General features: G+C 64.8%; 17 protein-coding genes and 1 pseudogene. 5 read left to right on the forward strand and 13 right to left on the reverse strand.

Annotated features, from left to right (window positions below):
• The 7 genes and pseudogenes from Q0R23_RS01835 to Q0R23_RS01865 form a co-directional block, all read right to left on the reverse strand.
• Positions 1-506: pseudogene (locus tag Q0R23_RS01835) on the reverse strand (hypothetical protein); the annotation flags it as partial.
• Entirely contained in the window at positions 496-1,065 is a 570-nt protein-coding gene (locus Q0R23_RS01840; protein WP_293909764.1) for a sigma-70 family RNA polymerase sigma factor, read from the reverse strand. The gene Q0R23_RS01840 and the pseudogene Q0R23_RS01835, both read right to left, overlap by 11 nt.
• A 77-nt stretch (positions 1,066-1,142) precedes the next feature.
• Positions 1,143-1,427, reverse strand: a complete 285-nt coding sequence (locus Q0R23_RS01845) for a hypothetical protein (protein WP_293909767.1) — start codon at positions 1,425-1,427, stop codon at positions 1,143-1,145.
• A 167-nt stretch (positions 1,428-1,594) separates the two neighbouring features.
• Positions 1,595-2,695, reverse strand: coding sequence for a spermidine/putrescine ABC transporter substrate-binding protein (locus tag Q0R23_RS01850; protein ID WP_293909770.1), 1,101 nt, complete (start codon positions 2,693-2,695; stop codon positions 1,595-1,597).
• Complete coding sequence (locus Q0R23_RS01855) at positions 2,692-3,516, reverse strand: ABC transporter permease (protein WP_293909773.1); 825 nt, start codon at positions 3,514-3,516, stop codon at positions 2,692-2,694. The genes Q0R23_RS01850 and Q0R23_RS01855 overlap by 4 nt, the downstream gene beginning before the upstream one ends.
• 154 nt (positions 3,517-3,670) lie before the next feature.
• Complete coding sequence (locus Q0R23_RS01860; RefSeq protein ID WP_293909776.1) at positions 3,671-4,498, reverse strand: ABC transporter permease; 828 nt, start codon at positions 4,496-4,498, stop codon at positions 3,671-3,673.
• Between the two features lie 229 nt (positions 4,499-4,727).
• Positions 4,728-5,816 carry an ABC transporter ATP-binding protein gene (locus Q0R23_RS01865; protein WP_293909779.1) on the reverse strand — a complete coding sequence of 363 codons (1,089 nt, stop codon included), beginning with the start codon at positions 5,814-5,816 and terminating at the stop codon, positions 4,728-4,730.
• Positions 5,817-6,012: 196 nt separating this feature from the next.
• Between Q0R23_RS01865 and Q0R23_RS01870 the strand changes: the two genes are divergently transcribed.
• Together Q0R23_RS01870 and Q0R23_RS01875 are read left to right on the forward strand one after the other, a co-directional pair.
• The gene (locus Q0R23_RS01870) at positions 6,013-6,246 is read left to right on the forward strand and encodes a hypothetical protein (protein ID WP_293909782.1); all 234 of its coding nucleotides are present in this window, start codon (positions 6,013-6,015) and stop codon (positions 6,244-6,246) included.
• Complete coding sequence (locus Q0R23_RS01875; RefSeq protein WP_293909785.1) at positions 6,243-6,608, forward strand: type II toxin-antitoxin system PemK/MazF family toxin; 366 nt, start codon at positions 6,243-6,245, stop codon at positions 6,606-6,608. The genes Q0R23_RS01870 and Q0R23_RS01875 overlap by 4 nt, the downstream gene beginning before the upstream one ends.
• Positions 6,609-6,625: 17 nt before the next feature.
• Here Q0R23_RS01875 and Q0R23_RS01880 read toward each other — a convergent pair whose 3' ends face one another.
• Together Q0R23_RS01880 and Q0R23_RS01885 are read right to left on the reverse strand one after the other, a co-directional pair.
• A complete protein-coding gene (locus Q0R23_RS01880) occupies positions 6,626-6,817 on the reverse strand; it encodes a hypothetical protein (RefSeq protein WP_293909788.1) in 192 nt (63 codons plus the stop codon).
• A gap of 1 nt (position 6,818) precedes the next feature.
• Positions 6,819-7,238 (reverse strand): HD domain-containing protein, encoded by a 420-nt coding sequence (locus Q0R23_RS01885; RefSeq protein ID WP_293909790.1) that lies wholly within the window; start codon positions 7,236-7,238, stop codon positions 6,819-6,821.
• Positions 7,239-7,531: 293 nt separating this feature from the next.
• On the opposite strand from Q0R23_RS01885, the gene gyrA reads away from it, so the two are divergent.
• A complete protein-coding gene (gyrA, locus tag Q0R23_RS01890; RefSeq protein WP_293909792.1) occupies positions 7,532-10,009 on the forward strand; it encodes a DNA gyrase subunit A in 2,478 nt (825 codons plus the stop codon).
• Between the two features lie 682 nt (positions 10,010-10,691).
• Positions 10,692-11,291 carry a helix-turn-helix domain-containing protein gene (locus Q0R23_RS01895; RefSeq protein ID WP_293909794.1) on the forward strand — a complete coding sequence of 200 codons (600 nt, stop codon included), beginning with the start codon at positions 10,692-10,694 and terminating at the stop codon, positions 11,289-11,291.
• Positions 11,292-11,511: 220 nt separating this feature from the next.
• Here Q0R23_RS01895 and Q0R23_RS01900 read toward each other — a convergent pair whose 3' ends face one another.
• On the reverse strand, positions 11,512-12,378 hold the full coding sequence (locus Q0R23_RS01900; RefSeq protein WP_293909796.1) for a DegV family protein: 867 nt from the start codon (positions 12,376-12,378) through the stop codon (positions 11,512-11,514).
• A 114-nt stretch (positions 12,379-12,492) separates the two neighbouring features.
• On the opposite strand from Q0R23_RS01900, the gene Q0R23_RS01905 reads away from it, so the two are divergent.
• Complete coding sequence (locus Q0R23_RS01905) at positions 12,493-12,834, forward strand: HNH endonuclease (RefSeq protein ID WP_293909798.1); 342 nt, start codon at positions 12,493-12,495, stop codon at positions 12,832-12,834.
• Positions 12,835-12,846: 12 nt separating this feature from the next.
• Here Q0R23_RS01905 and Q0R23_RS01910 read toward each other — a convergent pair whose 3' ends face one another.
• The 3 genes from Q0R23_RS01910 to Q0R23_RS01920 all read right to left on the reverse strand — a co-directional run bounded on the left by Q0R23_RS01910 (position 12,847) and on the right by Q0R23_RS01920 (position 18,163).
• Positions 12,847-13,926: a quinone-dependent dihydroorotate dehydrogenase gene (locus Q0R23_RS01910; protein ID WP_293909801.1), complete on the reverse strand. Its 1,080-nt coding sequence runs from the start codon at positions 13,924-13,926 to the stop codon at positions 12,847-12,849.
• 468 nt (positions 13,927-14,394) lie between these two features.
• A complete protein-coding gene (locus Q0R23_RS01915; protein ID WP_293909804.1) occupies positions 14,395-14,871 on the reverse strand; it encodes an RrF2 family transcriptional regulator in 477 nt (158 codons plus the stop codon).
• 94 nt (positions 14,872-14,965) lie between these two features.
• Positions 14,966-18,163, reverse strand: coding sequence for a heterodisulfide reductase-related iron-sulfur binding cluster (locus Q0R23_RS01920; protein ID WP_293909807.1), 3,198 nt, complete (start codon positions 18,161-18,163; stop codon positions 14,966-14,968).
• Positions 18,164-18,322 lie beyond the last annotated feature (159 nt).

Genomic DNA, 18,322 nt, shown 5'->3' on the forward strand with positions numbered 1-18,322 from the left:
CGGCCATCTTTCAGGCGCACCGCCGAACCCAGCGCCTGCCCGTCTTTGGTCTTCAGGGCGGTGGTGGCGGCGCCCGGCTCGGCCTGGTAGCGGCCCAGTTGCTGCTCCGGGGTCGCAGAGCTCAGGCGCGGCACCAGGACCAGCGCGGCGACCACGGCGGCGGTCAGCGCCAGCGCGAACAGCGGCCCATACGGCAGGCGGGCTCTGGGCGGCGCCTCGCTCAGCTTCAGGTTGCCGGGCGGCTGGGTCTTTACGCTCTGCGTTGCCTCGCTCTGGGCCGCATCCAGGCGTACCCGGTCGAGCAGTCGCCTGGCCGCGCCCACAGGCACGGGAGCGGCTTCGGCGAGTCCGGCCAGGGTGCCCTGCATCACGCCCAGCTCGGCTCTCCAGGCGGGGTCGCGCTCCAGGCGGGCTGCTACCCGCGCCGCCGCTTCGGTCTCCAGGAGGCCGAACGCATACAGGCTGAGCTGTTCGAGTTCGTTGGGTTGCAGTTCTCTACGCGTCATGCGGACCACCTCCCTGGGCGGCATTGGCATCTGAAAGGGTCGAGGTTGGAGTTTCTAGAAACACCCGCATCTGGGACAGGGCGCGGCGCAGGTAGGTCTTGACACTGCCGAGGGGAATGTTGGTGCGCTCGGAGAGTTCACTGTGCGAAAAGCCCTGGTAAAAGGCCAGCACCACCAGCGTCTTCTCCGGCTCGCCCAGAATATCCACGGCCCGCTGGGCGATGACCTGCTCGATTCGGTCCGGGGCCGCCGTGGGCGCGTCCCATTCCTCCAGGCTCAGGCCCACGTCGGGCCGGTCCCGCAGCGCCTGGAGCATCCGGTTGTGGGCGATGGTGACCAGCCAGGTCTTGACGCTGGCCCGGCCCGGATCGAAGCGTCCCGCCGCCTTCCAGGCATTGAAAAAGGCGTCCTGCACGCAGACTTCGATGTCGTCTTGCTGGCGCAGCATCCGGCGCCCCAGGCCGTAGAGGTAGGTGGCGTAGCGACCATGCAGGGTCTCCAGCGCACTCTCGTCGCCCCCGGCCATGCGGGCCATCAGCACTTCGTCGGTATCTTCCACGTGGCGCTCAGGCTAGCACGGCCATTTTTCCACCGGTGAGTGCCCCAACACCCACGCCCATCAGGTTCCCGTGCCCGTCATGTTTCAGAGGAGCCGCCTGGCCCGCGCCGACCCATCACCGGCTCGGTCCCCGCAAAATCCACCGGATCGGGCGCCCCGGCGTCCAGGTTGTGCAGGGCGGGCGATGGGCGCAGCGGACCCGGCGAGGCGGTGCGCCTGAAGCTCGTCACCCGCGCCGCCGTGCGCTCGCCTTGGCCCTGTTTCCAGCGCAGGGCAGCCGCCAGCACCGCCACCACCGCCGTCATGGCCAGGCCGAGGACCATCACCCCGACGAACTCATCCATCATCGCCCTGCCTTGCATTCAGCATCCATTCAACACTGACATTCAACGTTGCCATCCTTTGCGGCCCGACATCGAGTCCCCACCTGCGTTCCGGGCGGCTCAACAGGAGTTAAGCGCACCAGCCGGGTTTGGATGTGACGCCCCCCATCACCAGGCTCCGGCACGAACCCCAAGCGCCGTCCAGGTCAGCGCGATTTCAGCTCGGTCCAGATGCGGTCGTAGATGCGCCGGGTGCGGTTGCCCTGCAACTCGCCGATGAATTCGAGTTTGCCGTTCTGGAAGTCTTTGGGGGGCGGGTTGAGCGCCGGGGTGTTTTTGAGCAGCTCGCTGAGGTAGGGCTTGGCCGCCAGGTTCGGCGTCGAGTAGTAGGTGAAGTTGCTGATCGCCGCACCGACTTTGGGTTGCAGCACGTAATCGATGAATCGGTGCGCCAGTTCGGCATTGCGGCTGGACTTCAGCACCACCAGCGTATCGAGGCTGATGGTGGTGCCCTCACGCGGCAAGAACACCTGCACGTTGGGGTTTTCCTCGGTGGCGATCAGCAGGTCACCGACGTAGATCTGGCCGTAGTCCACGCTGCCCGCCAGCAACTGATTGCGGGTGCCGGGGCCGCCGTCGAAGCCCCTGAAGCCGCGCTTGGCGACCACGCGGCGCAGCAGGTCACGGGCGGAGCGCAACTCGGCCACGCTGCTGGTGTTGACGCTGTGGCCCAGGTATTTCAGCGCCGCACCGATCACCTCGCGGGGGTCGTCGAGCAGCACGAAGCTCAGCGTGTCGCTGGGGCCGAAGATCAGCGACCAGGCGCGGGGATCAGGTGTGCTGCGGTCACGCCGGTAGGCCAGGCCCGTCGCGGCGAACTGGTACGGCACGCTGTAGACACCGCCGGGGTCGTAGTCCAGGCGCGGAAACAAATTGCCCATGTTTTTCAGGTTGGGCAGCAGGGTTTTATCGAGCTTACGCAGCAGCCCGGCGCGGATCATGCCCGGCACGGCGTAGTTGCTCGGCACCGCCAGGTCGTAGTTCGAGCCGCCGCCCGCCAGCTTGGCGAGCATGCTCTCGTTGCTCTCGTAGGTGTCGGTGATGACCCGTGCGCCGAACTGCTTTTCGAAGTTCTTGACCACCTGCGGGTCGATGTATTCCGACCAGATGAACAGCCGCAGGGTCTTGCCGTCCCCCTGAACGGGTGTCACGCTTCCGGTCTGGGCGGCCTGTTTCCGGCAGCCGCCCAGCACGGCGCAAGACAGCAGGGCCAGTGTCAGCAGGCCAAATGCAAACCCGCGCTTCACGAGTCTTCCCTGCCCCGCCGGGCGCTGCGCCTGAACGCACTGCTGCGACCCGAAATCACGCTCGCCAGCACCAGCACCAGCGCCGTGACGCCCACCAGCAAAGCGCTCAGCGCGTTGATGTCGGGCGTGATGCCGCGCTTGACGTTGGTGTAGATCAGCACCGGCAGCGTCCGGAAGCCTGAGCCCGACGTGAAGTAGGTGACCACGAAGTCATCGAGCGAGAGCGTGAAGGCCAGCAGCGCCCCCGTCAGCACGCCGGGCAGCGCCAGCGGCAGGGTCACGCGCAGGAACGCTTGCAGGTCACTGGCGCCCAGGTCGCGGGCAGCTTCCTCCAGGCTGCGGTCATATCCGGCCAGGCGGGCGCGCACGGTCAGCGCCACGTAGCTGACCTGAAAGGTGACGTGGGCCAGCAGCACCGTCAGGAGGCCGTTGCTGAACGGCACCACCGTCCGGACCAGCGCGTAGAGCATCAGCAGCCCCACGCCCATCACCACGTCGGGGATGACGATGGGAATGACCATCAGGAAGGTCAGCGGGGTACGCCAGCGAAACGAGTAGCGCCACAGCCCGAAGCCCAGCAAGGTGCCCAGCACGGTACTCACCAGCGTGCTGGGAATAGCCACCAGCAAGGTTCCCAGCAGCGCCTCGCGCACGTCGGAGCGGCCAAACAGCACGCCGTACCACTTGAGGGTAAAGCCTTGCCAGGTGGCCCCGAAGCGCGAATTGTTGAACGAAAACACGATCAGCACCAGAATCGGCAGGTACAAAAAGCCGTAGACCAGCCAGGAGTAGGCGGCGAGGGCGGGGGAGGTGCGGCGCATCAACGCGCTCCGCGCGGCTTGTGGCCTGTGGCTTGTGGCGTGTGGGGAGGGCGAAGGGGAGCTGTTGCGCCGCCGTCACTGACCCCGCTCTGGCGCCTGGCTCTAGCGCTGGCCTCCGTTCCCACTTCCCACTTCCCACACCCCACACCCATGTTCATATCAACTCCTCCAGACCCTTTTGCCCGGCCAGGCGGGCGTAGAGCCACAGCCCCAGCAGCACCGCGCCCAGCAGCAGGAAACTCAGCGCCGCGCCATAAGGCCAGTCGCCCGCCTGGCCGAACTGGTCTTGCACCAGGTTGCCGATCAGGGCCGTTTTGGAGCCGCCCAGCAGGTCCGAGACAATGAAGGTGCCCAGCGCCGGAATGAAGGTCAGGATCACGCCCGCGATCAGCCCCGGCAGCGTCTGCGGAAAGATGGCCGCCCAGAACGCCCGAACCGGCGTGGCGCCCAGGTCCTCGGCGGCCTCGACCAGTCGCCAGTCGACCTTTTCGACGCTGGAATACACCGGCAGCACGAAAAACGGCAGGTAGGCGTAGGTCATGCCCAGAAACACCGCCAGCGTGCTCGGCACCAGCCCGAACGGGCGCAAAATGATGATCCAGGCGTAGACCCGGATCAGGAAATTGACCCAGAACGGCAAGATCAGCAGCAGCAGCAACACGTTCTTGCGGCGCGGTGGCTGCGCGGCGATGTAGAAGGCCAGCGGGTAGCCCAGCAGCACGCAGACGAAGGTGCTGACTGCGGCCACCAGGACGCTGCGCAGCAGCACCCGCAGGTTGTCGGGCACCCACTCCTGAAACAGCGCGTCGTAGCCGAAGATGCGCTGCCAGTTCTCCAGCGTGACGGGGGCGCCGAGTTGCCCGACATCGGTGCGCGTCAGAAACGAGTAGGCCAGCAAAATCAGCGCCGGGCCGACCACGAAGATGACCAGCCAGACGGTGCCAGGACCGAGGCTGGCGAGGAATCGGCGGAAGCTCAGCATGGGAAAAAGTCCGAAGTATATTTCTGTTGTTGACTCACCGAGCAGGCGACATGAGTTGTTGATACGGGACGAAGTTGATACTCAGACAACTTGTTGGATCGCTCTTGACCCCTCTCCTTCAGAGCTGTACCAGTCGCCCCCTGCGGGAGAGGGGTGCTGCGAAGCAGCGGGGCGAGGGGGCTTCCGGGTAGCGTCCCCGCCCCATACATCAGATTCTCCCTCACCCCCTTCACCCTTCCTCCAGCACCATCAGGTTGCCCGGCGGCAGGTACAGCGCCACGTCTTCCTCGTAGTCGAAATCCTCGTCGGCGCCCAGGTCGGCGTTGAGCTGGAACACGATCAGGCGCTCACCGTTGGCTTTCAGCAGGTACTGGTTCTCGGCGCCGGTATACACGATGTCGTCCACGCGGGCACGGACCTCGTTGCCTTCGGTTTCGTCGTCGCGCTCCATGCGCAGTTTTTCGGGCCGGATGCTCAGCGTCACCGACTGGCCGATCTTGAGATGAGCGCCCTGGTGCGTCATCAGCGGGCCATGCACGGTCTGGACGGTGGCGCCTTCCGGAGTGACGGCCTTGACGGTGCCCTCGATCAGGTTGGAGCTGCCCAGAAAGTTCGCCACGAAGGCCGTGCGGGGGCGCTCGTAGAGGTCCTCGGCCTTGCCGAGCTGCTCGACCCGGCCCCGGTTCATCACGGCGATGCGGTCGGACATCACCAGCGCTTCCTCCTGATCGTGGGTGACGAAGACAAAGGTGATGCCCAGCGTCTCCTGAAGGTTGCTGAGTTCGACCTGGAGTTCCTTGCGCAGTTTCAGGTCCAGCGCACTGAGCGGCTCGTCGAGCAGCAGCACCTGGGGCTCGCCCACGATGGCGCGGGCCAGGGCGACGCGCTGGCGCTGACCGCCGGAGAGCTGATCGGGCCTCCGGCGGGCCAGGTCACCGATGCGGACCGTTTCGAGCGCCCTGCCCACCCGCTCGCGTTGCTGGGCGGCGGGCACCCGTTTCATGCGCAGCCCGAAGGCCACGTTGTCGTAGACGTTCAGGTGCGGAAACAGGGCGTAGCTCTGAAACACGGTGTTGACCGGCCTGAGGTGCGGCGGCACCCCGGTCATATCGCGCCCGCCGATAATGATCTGCCCAGCGTCCGGCTGCTCGAAGCCCGCCAGGATACGCAGCAGGGTGGTCTTGCCGCAGCCCGACGGCCCCAGCAGGCTGAAGAACTCGCCCTTGCGGATATCCAGGTCCACGTCGTCGAGTACCTGGACGCTGCCGAAGCTCTTGTCCACGTCGAGGACGCTCACGGCGGCGTCGGCGCTGAGCACGCGGGGGCGCTTGCCCTTGAAGGCGGGGCGGGTTATGGGCGTGTCCCCAGCAGCGCTACTGGTTCAGGCGGAGGGCAGTTCATGCAGCCGATTGTAGGGGAAGCGGGGGAGCAAGGGGGTCAGGCGAGAGCGAGTCACGCTGAACCCGCTCGGACATGTTACTTCCACACGGTATAACGGTTGGTATACTCAGAGCATGAAAACCGCCGTCTCCGTGCCCGATGAAGTATTTGCCTCTGCCGAACGGCTGGCCCGTGAGCGCGGCCTGACCCGCAGCGCACTGTACACCCAGGCGCTCGGCGCCTTCCTCGAAGCCAACGAGATCGACCCGCTGACCGAGGCGATCAACCGGGTGGCCGACCACACCGATACGCGCCTCGACCCTGGCCTGGCTGGGCTGCAACGCACCACACTCAAGCGCCACGGGTGACGCCGCCCAGCGACGGTGCGGTGCTTTACCGGGGCGAACTCTGGTGGGCTGACCTACCGGAGCCAGTCGGCAGCGAACCTGGATACCGGCGTCCGGTCCTGATTATCCAGATCAACCGCTTCAACCGCTCCAGGCTCGCCACCGTGCTGGCCGTCTCGGTCACAACGAATATGGCGCTGGGCGACCTGCCCGGCAACGTGCGGGTCTCGGCTCACCAGACGGGCCTGAGCGAAGACAGCGTGGTCAACGTAACGCAGGTCGTGACGGTAGACCGTGAATTCCTGGAATCCCGAATCGGTGCCTTGCCTGAAGACCTGCTACGCCGCGTCGAGGACGGCTTGCGGCTGATTCAGGGGCTGTGAGTATTGAAACGCCTGATTCATCTCAGTAACCGCTCGCACAACCCCGGCAGCAACTGGTAGATATTCACGCCGCAGGCCGCATCGAAGTGAGCCTTGAGCGCGAATTGCGCCCGCCACTTCGCCGTCGTCAGTTCATTTACGCTGTAGCGTAGCGCCACGTCCACGATGCGCTCCTGCGCCGTACAAAAGCCCTCAGCCAGGGCCAACATGTCACAGAGTTGCAGCAGCCGGTCTTCTTCTGTGAGCAAGGCGGCAGAGAGGAGCGTTCCCAGACGGGCATACCAGACGGGCATGTTCTTCTAGCGTGCCGTCCCAGTCACCTTGCAAGGTACTGAGTTCGGGAATGACGAACGAGTGAGTCAGGGCGATCCGGGCGGCGTCGGCGTAACCGAGCCCAGTCAGGTACTCGTAGCCGTCGAGAATGTGGCGGTCCCGGTTGGGGCCGCCTCTCCGTCCGATGTCGTGGAGCAGTCCCAGCACGTAAGCGCGTTCGGGGTCGAGCGCCAGATGCTTCTGGGCGATCAATTCGGCGGCGCGGGCTACGCCCACCGAATGCGCCACCCAGGCGCCAGGATTGACGGCTTCAGCTTCGGCCAGAAGGATCTGGGCGGCAGCGCGGTCAGGCAGCATGGCTGGAGTGTAGTCAAAGCAGCGGCTGGGCTGGTGCGCTAGAGATGAAAACGATAGTCGGAAAATACCCTCTCAAGTGTCCAGTTAGCCTGCGCAGCAAACCCACATTCCCCGCCCCCACACGAGCAATCCCCACCCCGTTTACGCTATACTGAACAGGTTGCCCGGTGGTCACCGTATTATGTACGTAGCATAATTTTATGGTAGACTACACGCCTCGCCGCTAGGGCGCTCAGGCATTTCCATTTCACCCGCTCGGCTCACGCTGGGCGCGGCCTTTCCCTGGAGTCACCGTGACCGGAATTTTACCTGTTGACATCACCACCGAAGTCAAAACCAATTTTATCAATTACGCCATGAACGTGATCGTGGACCGGGCGCTGCCGGATGTCCGCGACGGCATGAAGCCGGTGCAGCGCCGGATCATGTACGCCATGCTGCAAGAAGGGCTGCTGAGCAACCACAAGCACGCCAAGTCGGCGGCGGTGGTCGGCGAGGTCATGAAGAAGTACCACCCGCACGGCGACAGCTCCATTTACGACGCGATGGTGCGGCTGGGCCAGTGGTGGAACATGCGTTACACCCTGGTCGATCCGCAGGGCAACTTCGGCAGCATGGACGGTGACGCCGCCGCCGCCATGCGCTACACCGAGGCCCGCATGACCAAGCTGGCCGAGGAGGTGCTGGCCGATATCGAGAAAGAGACGGTGATGCACAAGGCCAACTACGACGAGACCACCGAGGAGCCCAGCGTCCTTCCGGCGGCCTTTCCCAACCTGCTGGTCAACGGCGCGTCGGGCATCGCGGTGGGCATGGCGACCAACATTCCGCCGCACAACCTGACCGAGATTCTCAATGGGCTGCTGGCGATCACCGAGAAGCCGGGCGACACCGCCGCCGAGAAGGCTGCCCAGATGTCGCTCGACGAGATGATGACCCATGTGACCGGCCCCGATTTCCCGACCGGTGGGCGCATCAGCAAGAGCGGCATCCGCGAGGCGTACCTGACCGGCCACTCCGGCCTGAAGGTGCGCGGCAAGGCCCGCATCGAGGAAAAGAACGGGCGCAACCAGGTCATCATTTCCGAGATTCCGTATCAGGTGAATAAAACCAACCTGATCCAGACCATCTCGCAGATGTACAAGGCCGGTAAAATTCCCGACATCTCGGCCCTGCGCGACGAATCGGACCGCAAGGACCCCGTGCGCATCGTGGTGGAGCTCAAGCGCGGCGCCATTCCCACGCTGGTGCTCAATCAGCTCTACAAGTACACCCAGCTCCAGACCACCTACACGGTCATGAACCTCAGCATCGTGGACGGCCAGCCGCGCGTGCTGCCGCTCGTCGACACCATGATGTACTTCCTGGCCCACCGCGCCGACGTGGTGACCCGCCGCACCGAATACGAGGTCAAGCAGGCCGCCGCCCGCGCCCACGTGCTGGAGGGTCTGCTCAAGGCGCTCGACCACATCGAGGAGGTCATCGCGCTGATCCGGCGCAGCAATACCGGCGCCGAGGCCAAGGACAGCCTGATGCAGCGCTTTACCCTCAGCGACATTCAGGCTCAGGCCATTCTGGATATGCGGCTCCAGCGCCTGACCGGGCTGGAGCGGGGCCGTCTCCAGGGCGAGTTCGACGAGCTGAGCACCCTGATTACCCGCCTGCGCAGCATCCTGGGCGACAAGAAGCTGCTGTGGCGCGAGATTCGCCGCGAGTTCCGCGAGCTGCGGGACAAGTACGGTGATGAGCGCCGCACGGTGGTCACCGAACTCGAAGAGGACATCAACCGCGAGGACCTGATCGCCGTCGAGGATATGGTCATCACCATGACGCGGGCGGGCTACCTCAAGCGCACCAACCTGGCCAACTACCGCGAGCAGAAGCGCGGGGGCCGGGGCGCTTCGGGCGGCAAGCTGCGCGACGAGGACATCAACACCCGCGTGTTTGTCGGCTCCACGCACGACTACCTGCTGTTCTTCACCGACGCGGGCCGGGTCTTCCACGAGAAGATCTATGACCTGCCGGAAGCGGGCCGCGACGCCAAGGGCTCGCACATCCGCAACCTGCTGCCGGGCCTGCGCGACGAGGAAAACATCGCCTCGGTGCTGAGCGTCCACAGCTTCGAGCAGTCGGGCTGCTTCGTGTTCGCCACCAAGAACGGCGTCATCAAAAAGACCGAGATCACCGATTACGGCAACATCAGCTCGGCGGGCCTGATTGCCATCAATTTGCAGAGCGGTGACGAGCTGATCGGCGTGGGCATCGTTCAGGACGGCGACCATGTGGTGCTGGCCACCCGCAACGGCAAGGCCATGCGCTTCGACTCTGCGGAGGTGCGCGACACCGGACGGGCCACCCAGGGCGTCATCGGCATCCGGCTGCGCGAGGACGAGAGCGCCGAGGCGGGCCGCGACGCGGTGGTCAGCATGACCCTGGTGCCCGGCGGCGACGAGGCGAGCGAGCTGCTGGCCGTCTCCGAGTACGGCCTGGGCAAGCGGACCCCGGTGGGCGACTACCCCAGCAAGGGGCGCGGCGGCATGGGCGTCATCACGCTCGACGTCACCGAGAAGACCGGCGCCCTGGTGGCCCTGACCCGCGTGGGCGGCAACGAGGAACTGATGGTCCTGACCCAGAAGGGCACGGTCATCCGGACCCGCGTGGACGACATCCGCGTCACGGGCCGCAACGCCCAGGGCGTGCGCGTCATCAACGTGCAGGACAAAGACAGGGTTATCAGCGCCTTCTCGATTCCCCGCGAGGATGAATTGTAAACAGCGAGTTGTAAGCAACAGAAGGCATTGGAGCGGCAGGTGCGGCGGTGGTCGCGGCCTGCCGCCTGTGTACGAACATTCAGGGGAGCGTCAACCTCCGGCCTGATACGAAATTTAAATAAGTTCAAGACATGCTCATGGCCGATGACACACCCCTCACCCCAGCCCTCTCCCCTGGGGAGAGGGAGGGAGCCGCAAAGCGGCGGAAGGGTGAGGGGTCGCTGGGTGACGTGAAATCAATTTCATCTCGTATGAGACTGTGAACCTCTTCCCAAATCCAGTTGGCCGCCAAGTCGCGTATATCCAGTTGAGATCAGCGCAGCTCACTGCCCAGGGGAGCAGCTACGGCTGGCCCTACCCTCGACTGACCCCTATTCACCCGATTCCGGATTCTCCTCATTGACTCCTAATCTACTGGTCGGGCAAAGATGAAGGCGAAGCGGCCTGACCCTGCACCAAACCTGCACACGGGGTTTTGCCAGCGTCCCAGACGCATCCGATTTTTCTCATCTGACCAGTCAGTCAGCGCCTCCCCACACAATGCAGGATTCTTCACGTTTGTGATTCAATCATTTATTAAAGATACAAAAATGTTTACAAAACTGTGAGTTAGCTGTACAGTGTGGTCATAGCCAGGATTGTCCTGGTCCCCGACACCCCCTCTCAGCCTCAGGAGGCCCCCATGCTCCTCGAAAAGACTTTTGTCGATACCATCACCTACCGCCCCGGCGTCGTCATCCTCTACCCCGGCAAGTCCGAGATGCTCTACCGCGTCGCCAGCGGCCTGGTCCGCATCCACACCATGGACGACGACGGCAACGGCTTGACTTTGCGCTACGTCAAGCCCGGCCAGTATTTCGGTGAGGAGGCCCTGGCTGGTCTGGACCGTCAGTACTTCGCCGAGGCCGTCACCGACAGCACCGTGGACGTCATCAACCCGGCGCTGATGAGCAACGAGGACAACCTTCAGGTCACCACCCACCTGGTGAGGACCCTGGAGCGCGCCTACGAGAGCATCTACCGCCTGGTCGGCAAGCGGCTGCGCGCCCGCATCGCTGGCGAGCTGCTGGAACTCAAGGACACCGCCCTGGCGACCCAGCTCGATAGCGGCGAGACCATGATCTATGCCACCCACGACGAGCTGGCCGCTGCGGTGGGCTCGGTGCGCGAGACCGTCACCAAGGTCGTCGGCGAACTCAGCCGCGACGGCGTAATCAGCGCCGGTTACGGCAAGATCACCCTGCGCGACGAGACCGCCCTGGCCCGCATCTCCGCCGAATAAGCCTTCTCACCACGAACGCCGCCCCCGACCCCGGAGGCGGCGTTTTTTATGGTGCCCGTCTAGAGCAGATGTCATAAAAAGGGTCTTTTTATGACCGAGCGGAGCGAGTAGTTTTGACTGAGTAAGGCGCAGAATGGAGGCGCGGGGAGGCTGTTTTCCTCGTGGCGTAATTCGGAGTACTGCTCTGAGTCTGTCTGAAATCGTTTTCAGCCGACTGACTTCAGAGCAGGGCGTCGATGGGCACGGCCATGAAACCGAAGCTGCCCGGCCCCAGGTTGGCGCCCACCGCCGCGCCGAAGAGTTGCAAGCGCCCGCGCTGAATGTTGAGCGACGAGTCCTGCAAGGCGCCTTTGAGTTCCGCGATGCGGTCGGAGTCCTGCCCGGCGTTGATGGCCGTGACCGACAGCGGCGTTCTCCCGAACTGCTTTTCGAGCGCGGCGATGATGTTGTGCATGGCTTTTTTCTCCTGCACGGTGCGGACCGGCACGATGGCGCCGTCCTTGAAGGCCAGGATGGGCCGGAGTCCCAGCAGATTGCCCAGGATCTCCCGGCTGCGCGAGACCCGCCCGGCGCGGCGCAGATGCTCCAGCGACCCGACGCAGAATTCGCCGACGGTGTAGTGACGCAGCCGCCCCAGCGCCTCCAGAATGTCCTCGGTGTCGATCTCGTTGTCGCTCAGGGCCTGCTCGGTCAGCTCGGCGGCACGCAGCACCTGCTCGGCCAGCGCCATGCTGGAAAAACCGGAATCCACGATATGAATGCGGTCCGTGGCGCCCAGGTACTCGGCGGCCTCGCGTGCGCGGCTCAGCGTTCCGGAGAGCTTGGCCGAAATATGAATGCTGATGATGTCCTGGTGCGCCCCCAGCAGGGGACGGTAGGTCTGCACGAAGGCTTCGGTGCTGGGCGGCGAGCTGGCCACGGCCCGGCCCTGCTGCAATTCACGAAACACCGCCTTGGTGTCTATATCGTCCCAGTCGCTGTATGACTGACCGTTCATCTGGATGTCGAGCGGCACGGCGCCCACGCCCAGGCGGCGCAGCTCCTGCGGCGAGAGGTCGCAGGTCGAGTCGGTGAGAATGGCCGTCATCACCTAATACTTAACGCAGCAGGTCTGACCGGTTTATGACACCTGCGCCTCCGTAACGGCGCACCCCAGCAAACCCCACGGTCAAGGTGGCCCCGCTGCGCCACAGTGGGCGAGATGGCCCGCCGCCTTCCCCTATCCGACTGGCCCAACTCCAACTGGCCACCAGCGCCTCAGCCGGACCCTTTCTGCGGTTTATGCGGGCGAGAAACCCCGCGCCTGACCGAGCATCACCTGATTCCCCGCTCACAGGGGCGCCGCCGAGGCGTCAAGATCGCCGAGCTACCTACCGTACTGCTGTGTCCGGCCTGCCACAGCCTTTTGCACAAGACCTTCAGTAACGCCGAGCTGGCCGGGGACTTCAGCTCTGTCGGCGCCCTGCTGGGGCAGCCGGACGTGCGGAAGTTCGTGGCCTGGATTCGCAGGCAGCCCGCCAGCAAGGGCGTGCGGGTCCGCTGAGCTTCCGGGCGCTCAGGCGTCCATCCCGGTAGCCTGGCTGATGTGGGTCAGGCCGTCACGGCGCAGCAGCTTCAGCAGCCCGGCGTTGATCTGCCTGGGCAGGCCCGGCCCGGCGTAGATCAGGGCGGTGTACAGCTCGACCAGGCTGGCCCCGGCGCGAATCTTGGCGTAGGCGTCCTGGGCACTGAACACCCCGCCGACACCGACGATGGGCAACGTGCCACCCGTGAGCCGGTACGCCTCGCGCACGAGCTGGGTACTGCGCGTGCCCAGGGGCCGCCCGCTGAGGCCGCCCGCCTCGGTCTGGTGGGGATGGGTCAGACCGGCGCGGCCCAGCGTCGTATTCGAGACAATGAGTCCGTGGGCACCGGCCCGCGCTGCGGCGTCCACGCTGGCGGCGAAGTCGTCCGGGCTGAGGTCGGGCGCCAGTTTGACCAGCACCGGCAAGGCGGGCCGCAAGGTTCTGATTCGCCCGGCCTCAGCCTCGTTCAGCACGGCGCGGACCAGGCTGTACAGCTCACCCTCGTGTTGCAGGGCACGCAACCCCGGCGTATTCGGGCTGCTGACATTGATGACAAATCCGTCGGCCACGCCCGCCAGCACCCGGACCCCGGCGCGGTAGTCGCCTTGCGCCTGCTCGTTGGGGGTCTGTTTGTTCTTGCCTATGTTGGCCCAGATCGGCACGGCGTGGTGGCCTCGCAGGTGAGCGCTCAGCGCTTCCAGACCGTGATTGTTGAAGCCCATCCGGTTAATCAGCGCTCCGTCTTCGGGCAGCCGAAAGAGCCTCGGCGCCGGGTTGCCCGCCTGCGGCCTGGGCGTAACCGTGCCGACTTCCAGAAAGCCGAAACCGATATTCGAGAAGACGGCGACGGCCTCGGCGTTCTTGTCCAGGCCCGCCGCCAGGCCCAGCGGCGAGGCGAACACCTGGCCCCACAGGGTTTGGCGCAGCGCCGCCGCCGTCGGCTGATTCAGGCGGCCCAGCGCGGCGCCCAGCCCCGGCACCCGGCCCGCCCAGGCCGAGGCGGTCATGGTCAGGTGGTGGGCGCGTTCGGCGTCGAGCCTGAACAGCAGCGGTTTGAGTCGGGCGTACATGGGAAGCAGGATAGTGCAGGGCCGGGGCGAGCTGCCGGGCTATTTGGCAACCGACCCCCTACACAGGAGCCTCACTCAAAGCGCTTTTGCCTCACTTTGACTGGTACAGCTCGAAGAGAGGGGAGGTGGCTGCGAAGCAGACGGACTCGCAGAGCGTCTTGAGCGGAACGGCTTCTTGGCCAGAACGGAGGCCCATGAGGGCGCCTGGCCGCACCTATCGGGCCTGAACCCTGTGCAGCAGAGGGGTCATGTCCGGCAACTCAGAACCGCCGCGAAACACCGTCCAGACACCATAAAAACACCTCCCCACGTTCCGGAGACGCGTTCATCTGCATCAGACAGCCTAGAGCAGTACTCCGAATTACGCCACGGGGAAAACAGCCTCCCCGCGCCTCCATTCTGCGCCTTGCTCAGTCAAAACTACTCGCTCCGCTCGGTCATAAAAAGGGTCTTTTTATGACATCTGCTCTAGAGCGATGCGCCCTGCGGCCCAAAGCGGCCCGGCACCTGTTCAATCTGCACCAGTTGAGCGTGCAGGGCGGCGTTTTCCTCGGCCATCAGGTCGGCCAGGGTGGTGTTGCCGAGCACGTCACGGATGGCGGTGTCCACCCGACGCCACAGGCCCACCGTGGAGCAGTTGCCGGTGCGCTCGCAGGCGTGGTCGTCCTCGATGCAGGCCACCGGGGCGATGCTGCCTTCCATCGCCACCACCACGTCCCAGGTGTTGATCTGATCGGCAGCCCGCGACAGCCGGTAGCCGCCGTGGGCGCCGCGCACGCTGCGGATGAAGCCCGCCCGGCGCAGGTTGCTGGCGATCTGCTCCAGATAGTGCTGGCTGATGTCCTGGCGCTGAGCCACGTCCTTGAGCGGCACCGCCGCGCCGGGGCGCTGACCGATGTCGATCAGGGCACGCAAACCGTACTGAGCTTTGGTTGAAACCCACATGGGCGAAGTCTAGTCCTAAAAACCATACGGTTAATGTGGGTTTAGGTGTAGAGACTTCATCGGGCGGAGGCGAAATGTGTGTGGCACGTTAAATTCAGCCGTCGGCAGGTTTTTTTGGCGTCCACTTCTTGCGGGCGGGGGCGACCTCCAGGCCAGAGGGGGCGGTGTCGATCTGGGCTGAATGGTCCCGCACCAACCCGGCAGCGTCTGGGACAGCCGTTTCGGCAACTGGGACAGCCGTTTCAGTAGCCAGGGCCGCCACTTTCGGCGTCCATTTCGGGCGGGTGGTCGCCCCAGGCTGAGTGGGAGGCGCGACTTCGGACGCAGGCACAGGCTGAATTGTCTGAGCGGCAGGCCCGGCATCCACAGGCTCAACCTCGACCTTCGCGCCGCCCGGCTTCCATTTCGGACGTTCGGTAGGCGGGACGGGAGCGACTGGGGACGCCGCCTGCACGTCGTCAAGCTGAGCTGGAGCCGTCGCCTGGGCGTCCGGCTGGGACTGGACAGGCGGAGCAGATGGAGTTTGCACCGCCGCGCCGGGCTTCCACTTGGGGCGCTCCGCCGGGGTCGCCGACTCGACCTGAATTGAAGGCGTGATCTCCGTCGCCGCCTGAATGTCTGGTACGGGCTGGACGACTGGCGCCGCTGCCCCGGCTTTCCACTTGGGACGCTCAGCTTTGGTTTCGGGCACGGACGGTTCAGCGGTGATTTCTGGCGCTACCGGTTCTGGCTGCGTTTCAATGTTTGGCGCACCAGGCTTCCACTTCGGACGCTCAGCAGCGTTAGGTTGGACGGCGGTTTCGACTGGCGCTATCACGGTTTCGGTCTCCCCACCGACCTTGCTCACGTCGTCTTTCTGGCCCCACTTCTTGCGCGGCGCAGCGGGAAGCTCAGGCTCGGCGGGCAAGGCAACCGGGACCGAACTGACATCATCGTTAGGCGGCTGAGCGGCTTCCGGCGTCACCGCATCCTTCTGGCCCCACCTCTTGCGAACGGGTGCGACCTCGGCGGGTTCGGCCTGCACCTCGCCTGGCTGCGCGTTGATGGCGGACGCGCTCGTCTCCCCCACCACGGCGGCGGGGTCACTTTCGGGCGAACGACTATCCGGCGCCGTCGGCTGGTGGGCAATCGGCGCGGTGGCCGCTTCCGGTGCAGGCTGGAGCGGGTGCGGCAACTCGCCGCTGGCCCGGTTGACACCTCGATTAACACTTTCGAGCAGCAACTCGGCCACGTCTTTAATCACGATGTCGTCGCGCTCCTGCTTGGTCGGCGTCGAGCTGAGCATCGATTTACAAAACGGGCAGCCGACGGCCAGCACTTTACCCTCAGCCCCCTTCCCATCAGCGTAAGCGGCGGCGTTCTCGGTGGCGCTGTCCAGCCGCGCCTGAATCTCCTTGAAGCGGTTGTCGGAGATGCGCTCATCACCGGCTTCCTCCTCCTTCCAGAACTGGGCGCCGCCCGCGCCGCAGCAAAACGAGCCCTCTCGGCTGCGCTCCAGCTCCAGAATTTCGCTGCCCATCGCCCGGATCACGTCGCGGGGCGCATCGTAGACGCCGTTGTGGCGACCCAGGTAACAGGGATCGTGGTAGGTCACGAGGGTATCCAGCGGCGCAGTCACGAGCTGCCCGGAGGCTAAGAGCATTTCCAGGTACTCGGTGTGGTGCATGGTGCGGTAATGGCCGCCGAGCTGCGGATACTCGTTGCCGATGGTGTTCATGCAGTGCGGACAGGTCGCCACGATCAGCTTCGGCTGGACGCTGTTGAGCGTTTCGACGTTCTGCGCCGCCAGCGACTGAAACAGGAACTCGTTGCCCGCCCGCCGGGCGCTGTCGCCCGTGCAGGCTTCCTTCTTGCCCAGCACGGCGTAGTTCACACCTGCTTTGTCGAGAAGTTGCACGAAGCTGCGGGCCACCTTCTGGGCGCCGGGGTCGTAGCTGGCCGCACAGCCGACCCAGTACAGCACGTCGGGGGTGGGGTTCTCAAGGGTGGTCGGTACTTTCAGGCCGTCGGCCCACTCGAAGCGCTTGTCACGGGACAAACCCCAGGGATTCTGTGCCCGCTCCATGCCCCGGAAGGCGCTCTGGAGCTGCGGCGGAAACTCCCCGGCCACCATCACCTGCTGACGGCGGATGTCGATGATGTCGAGCATCTGTTCGTCCTGAACGGGGCAGACCTCCATGCAGGCGCCGCAGGTCGTGCAGGCCCACAGCGACGCCTCGTCGATGGCGAATTCCAGCAGCGGCAGCTCGGTCATGGCGCCGAGTTCAAACGGGGCAGTCTGGAGGGTAAACGGGCTGGCGTGGCTGGCGATCCGGTTCAACTCCATGCGCTTGTTGATCTCCAGCGCGGCGGGGCTCAGCGCCTTGCCAGTGGCGTTGGCCGGGCAGACGTCCTGACAGCGGTTGCACTGGATGCAGGCGTAGGCGTCGAGCAGCCGGGGCCATTCGAGGTCTTCGAGCTTGGCGGCGCCCAGTTTGGGGTCGTCCTGCTCCATCGCCGCTTCGAGGTTCTTCATCGGCGGAATGGTGCCGGAATTCGCCTGGCGCTTGAAGGCGTAGTTCAGCGGCGCCATGAAGATGTGGACGTGCTTGGTGTAGGGAAAGTACGCCAGGAAGGCCAGGACGCTGCCCAGTGCGCCCCAGTAGCCGAACACGCGCCAGAACTCCGCGTTATTTGGGCTGAACAGGTGCGAGACGGTGCTGGTGAAGGGTTGCCAGGCGTCGGTGCCCTCCATCGCCAGCTTGGCGCCCTGTCCGATCACCCGGCTGCCGACGTGAAACAGGATAAAACTGCTGACGATGATCGAGTCGCGCAGGATGTAGTTCCCTTTCACCCAGGGATGCAGCAGGCTCTTGCCGTTAAAGAGGAAATCTCGCCTGGCGGGCAGCAGCGTGCGGCGGATCAGCAGCGACGCCACGCCCAGCAAGACCAGAAAGCTGAGGATGTCGGCCAGCAGGTTGTAGACGGCGCCAAGCGGACTACCCGACGTGATGTTGAAGTGGACATAGCCTTCCAGCCCGTCCACGACGTTGACCAGCAGGTAATAGGTGAAGCCGTAAAAGATGAAGCTGTGCAGGACGCTGATGGCGGTGCGGCCCCGGAAGGTCCGTGACTGGGTAAGCGTGGTCACCAGCGCGGAGCCGATGCGCCCCGGCAGGTTGTCGAAGCGCCGTTCAGTCGCAGGAGCGCCCCGGCGAATCCGCAGGTACAGGCGGTAAAACCCCCAGGCGCCCAGGCCACCGAACGCAAAGGCGAATATGAAAAAGGCAATCTTGGAACTGAGCGGCAGCACGGGCAACCTCCGGGGTTAGGAATCAGGGTCGGGCAGGAATTGTTGGACCGAGTTTAACAAGGTTTGAAGATGGGAAGGGAAGCAGGTCTTCAGTATCGGCTCTGACGAGGTGAGGTGAGCGCCGCGCCGTAAGATCATCATGCTGAACGCAGTGACATG

Source organism: Deinococcus sp. (assembly GCF_025362455.1).
Lineage (GTDB): Bacteria > Deinococcota > Deinococci > Deinococcales > Deinococcaceae > Deinococcus.

Excerpts from the sequence above, each read along its gene's own strand:
- Q0R23_RS01845 (WP_293909767.1), bottom strand. The coding sequence starts at position 1,427 with ATGCAAGGCAGGGCGATGATGGATGAGTTCGTCGGGGTGATGGTCCTC.
- Q0R23_RS01855 (WP_293909773.1), bottom strand. The coding sequence starts at position 3,516 with ATGCGCCGCACCTCCCCCGCCCTCGCCGCCTACTCCTGGCTGGTCTAC.
- Q0R23_RS01860 (WP_293909776.1), bottom strand. The coding sequence starts at position 4,498 with ATGCTGAGCTTCCGCCGATTCCTCGCCAGCCTCGGTCCTGGCACCGTC.
- Q0R23_RS01870 (WP_293909782.1), top strand. The coding sequence starts at position 6,013 with ATGAAAACCGCCGTCTCCGTGCCCGATGAAGTATTTGCCTCTGCCGAA.
- Q0R23_RS01880 (WP_293909788.1), bottom strand. The coding sequence starts at position 6,817 with ATGTTGGCCCTGGCTGAGGGCTTTTGTACGGCGCAGGAGCGCATCGTG.
- Q0R23_RS01885 (WP_293909790.1), bottom strand. The coding sequence starts at position 7,238 with ATGCTGCCTGACCGCGCTGCCGCCCAGATCCTTCTGGCCGAAGCTGAA.
- Q0R23_RS01895 (WP_293909794.1), top strand. The coding sequence starts at position 10,692 with ATGCTCCTCGAAAAGACTTTTGTCGATACCATCACCTACCGCCCCGGC.
- Q0R23_RS01900 (WP_293909796.1), bottom strand. The coding sequence starts at position 12,378 with ATGACGGCCATTCTCACCGACTCGACCTGCGACCTCTCGCCGCAGGAG.
- Q0R23_RS01905 (WP_293909798.1), top strand. The coding sequence starts at position 12,493 with ATGGCCCGCCGCCTTCCCCTATCCGACTGGCCCAACTCCAACTGGCCA.
- Q0R23_RS01910 (WP_293909801.1), bottom strand. The coding sequence starts at position 13,926 with ATGTACGCCCGACTCAAACCGCTGCTGTTCAGGCTCGACGCCGAACGC.
- Q0R23_RS01915 (WP_293909804.1), bottom strand. The coding sequence starts at position 14,871 with ATGTGGGTTTCAACCAAAGCTCAGTACGGTTTGCGTGCCCTGATCGAC.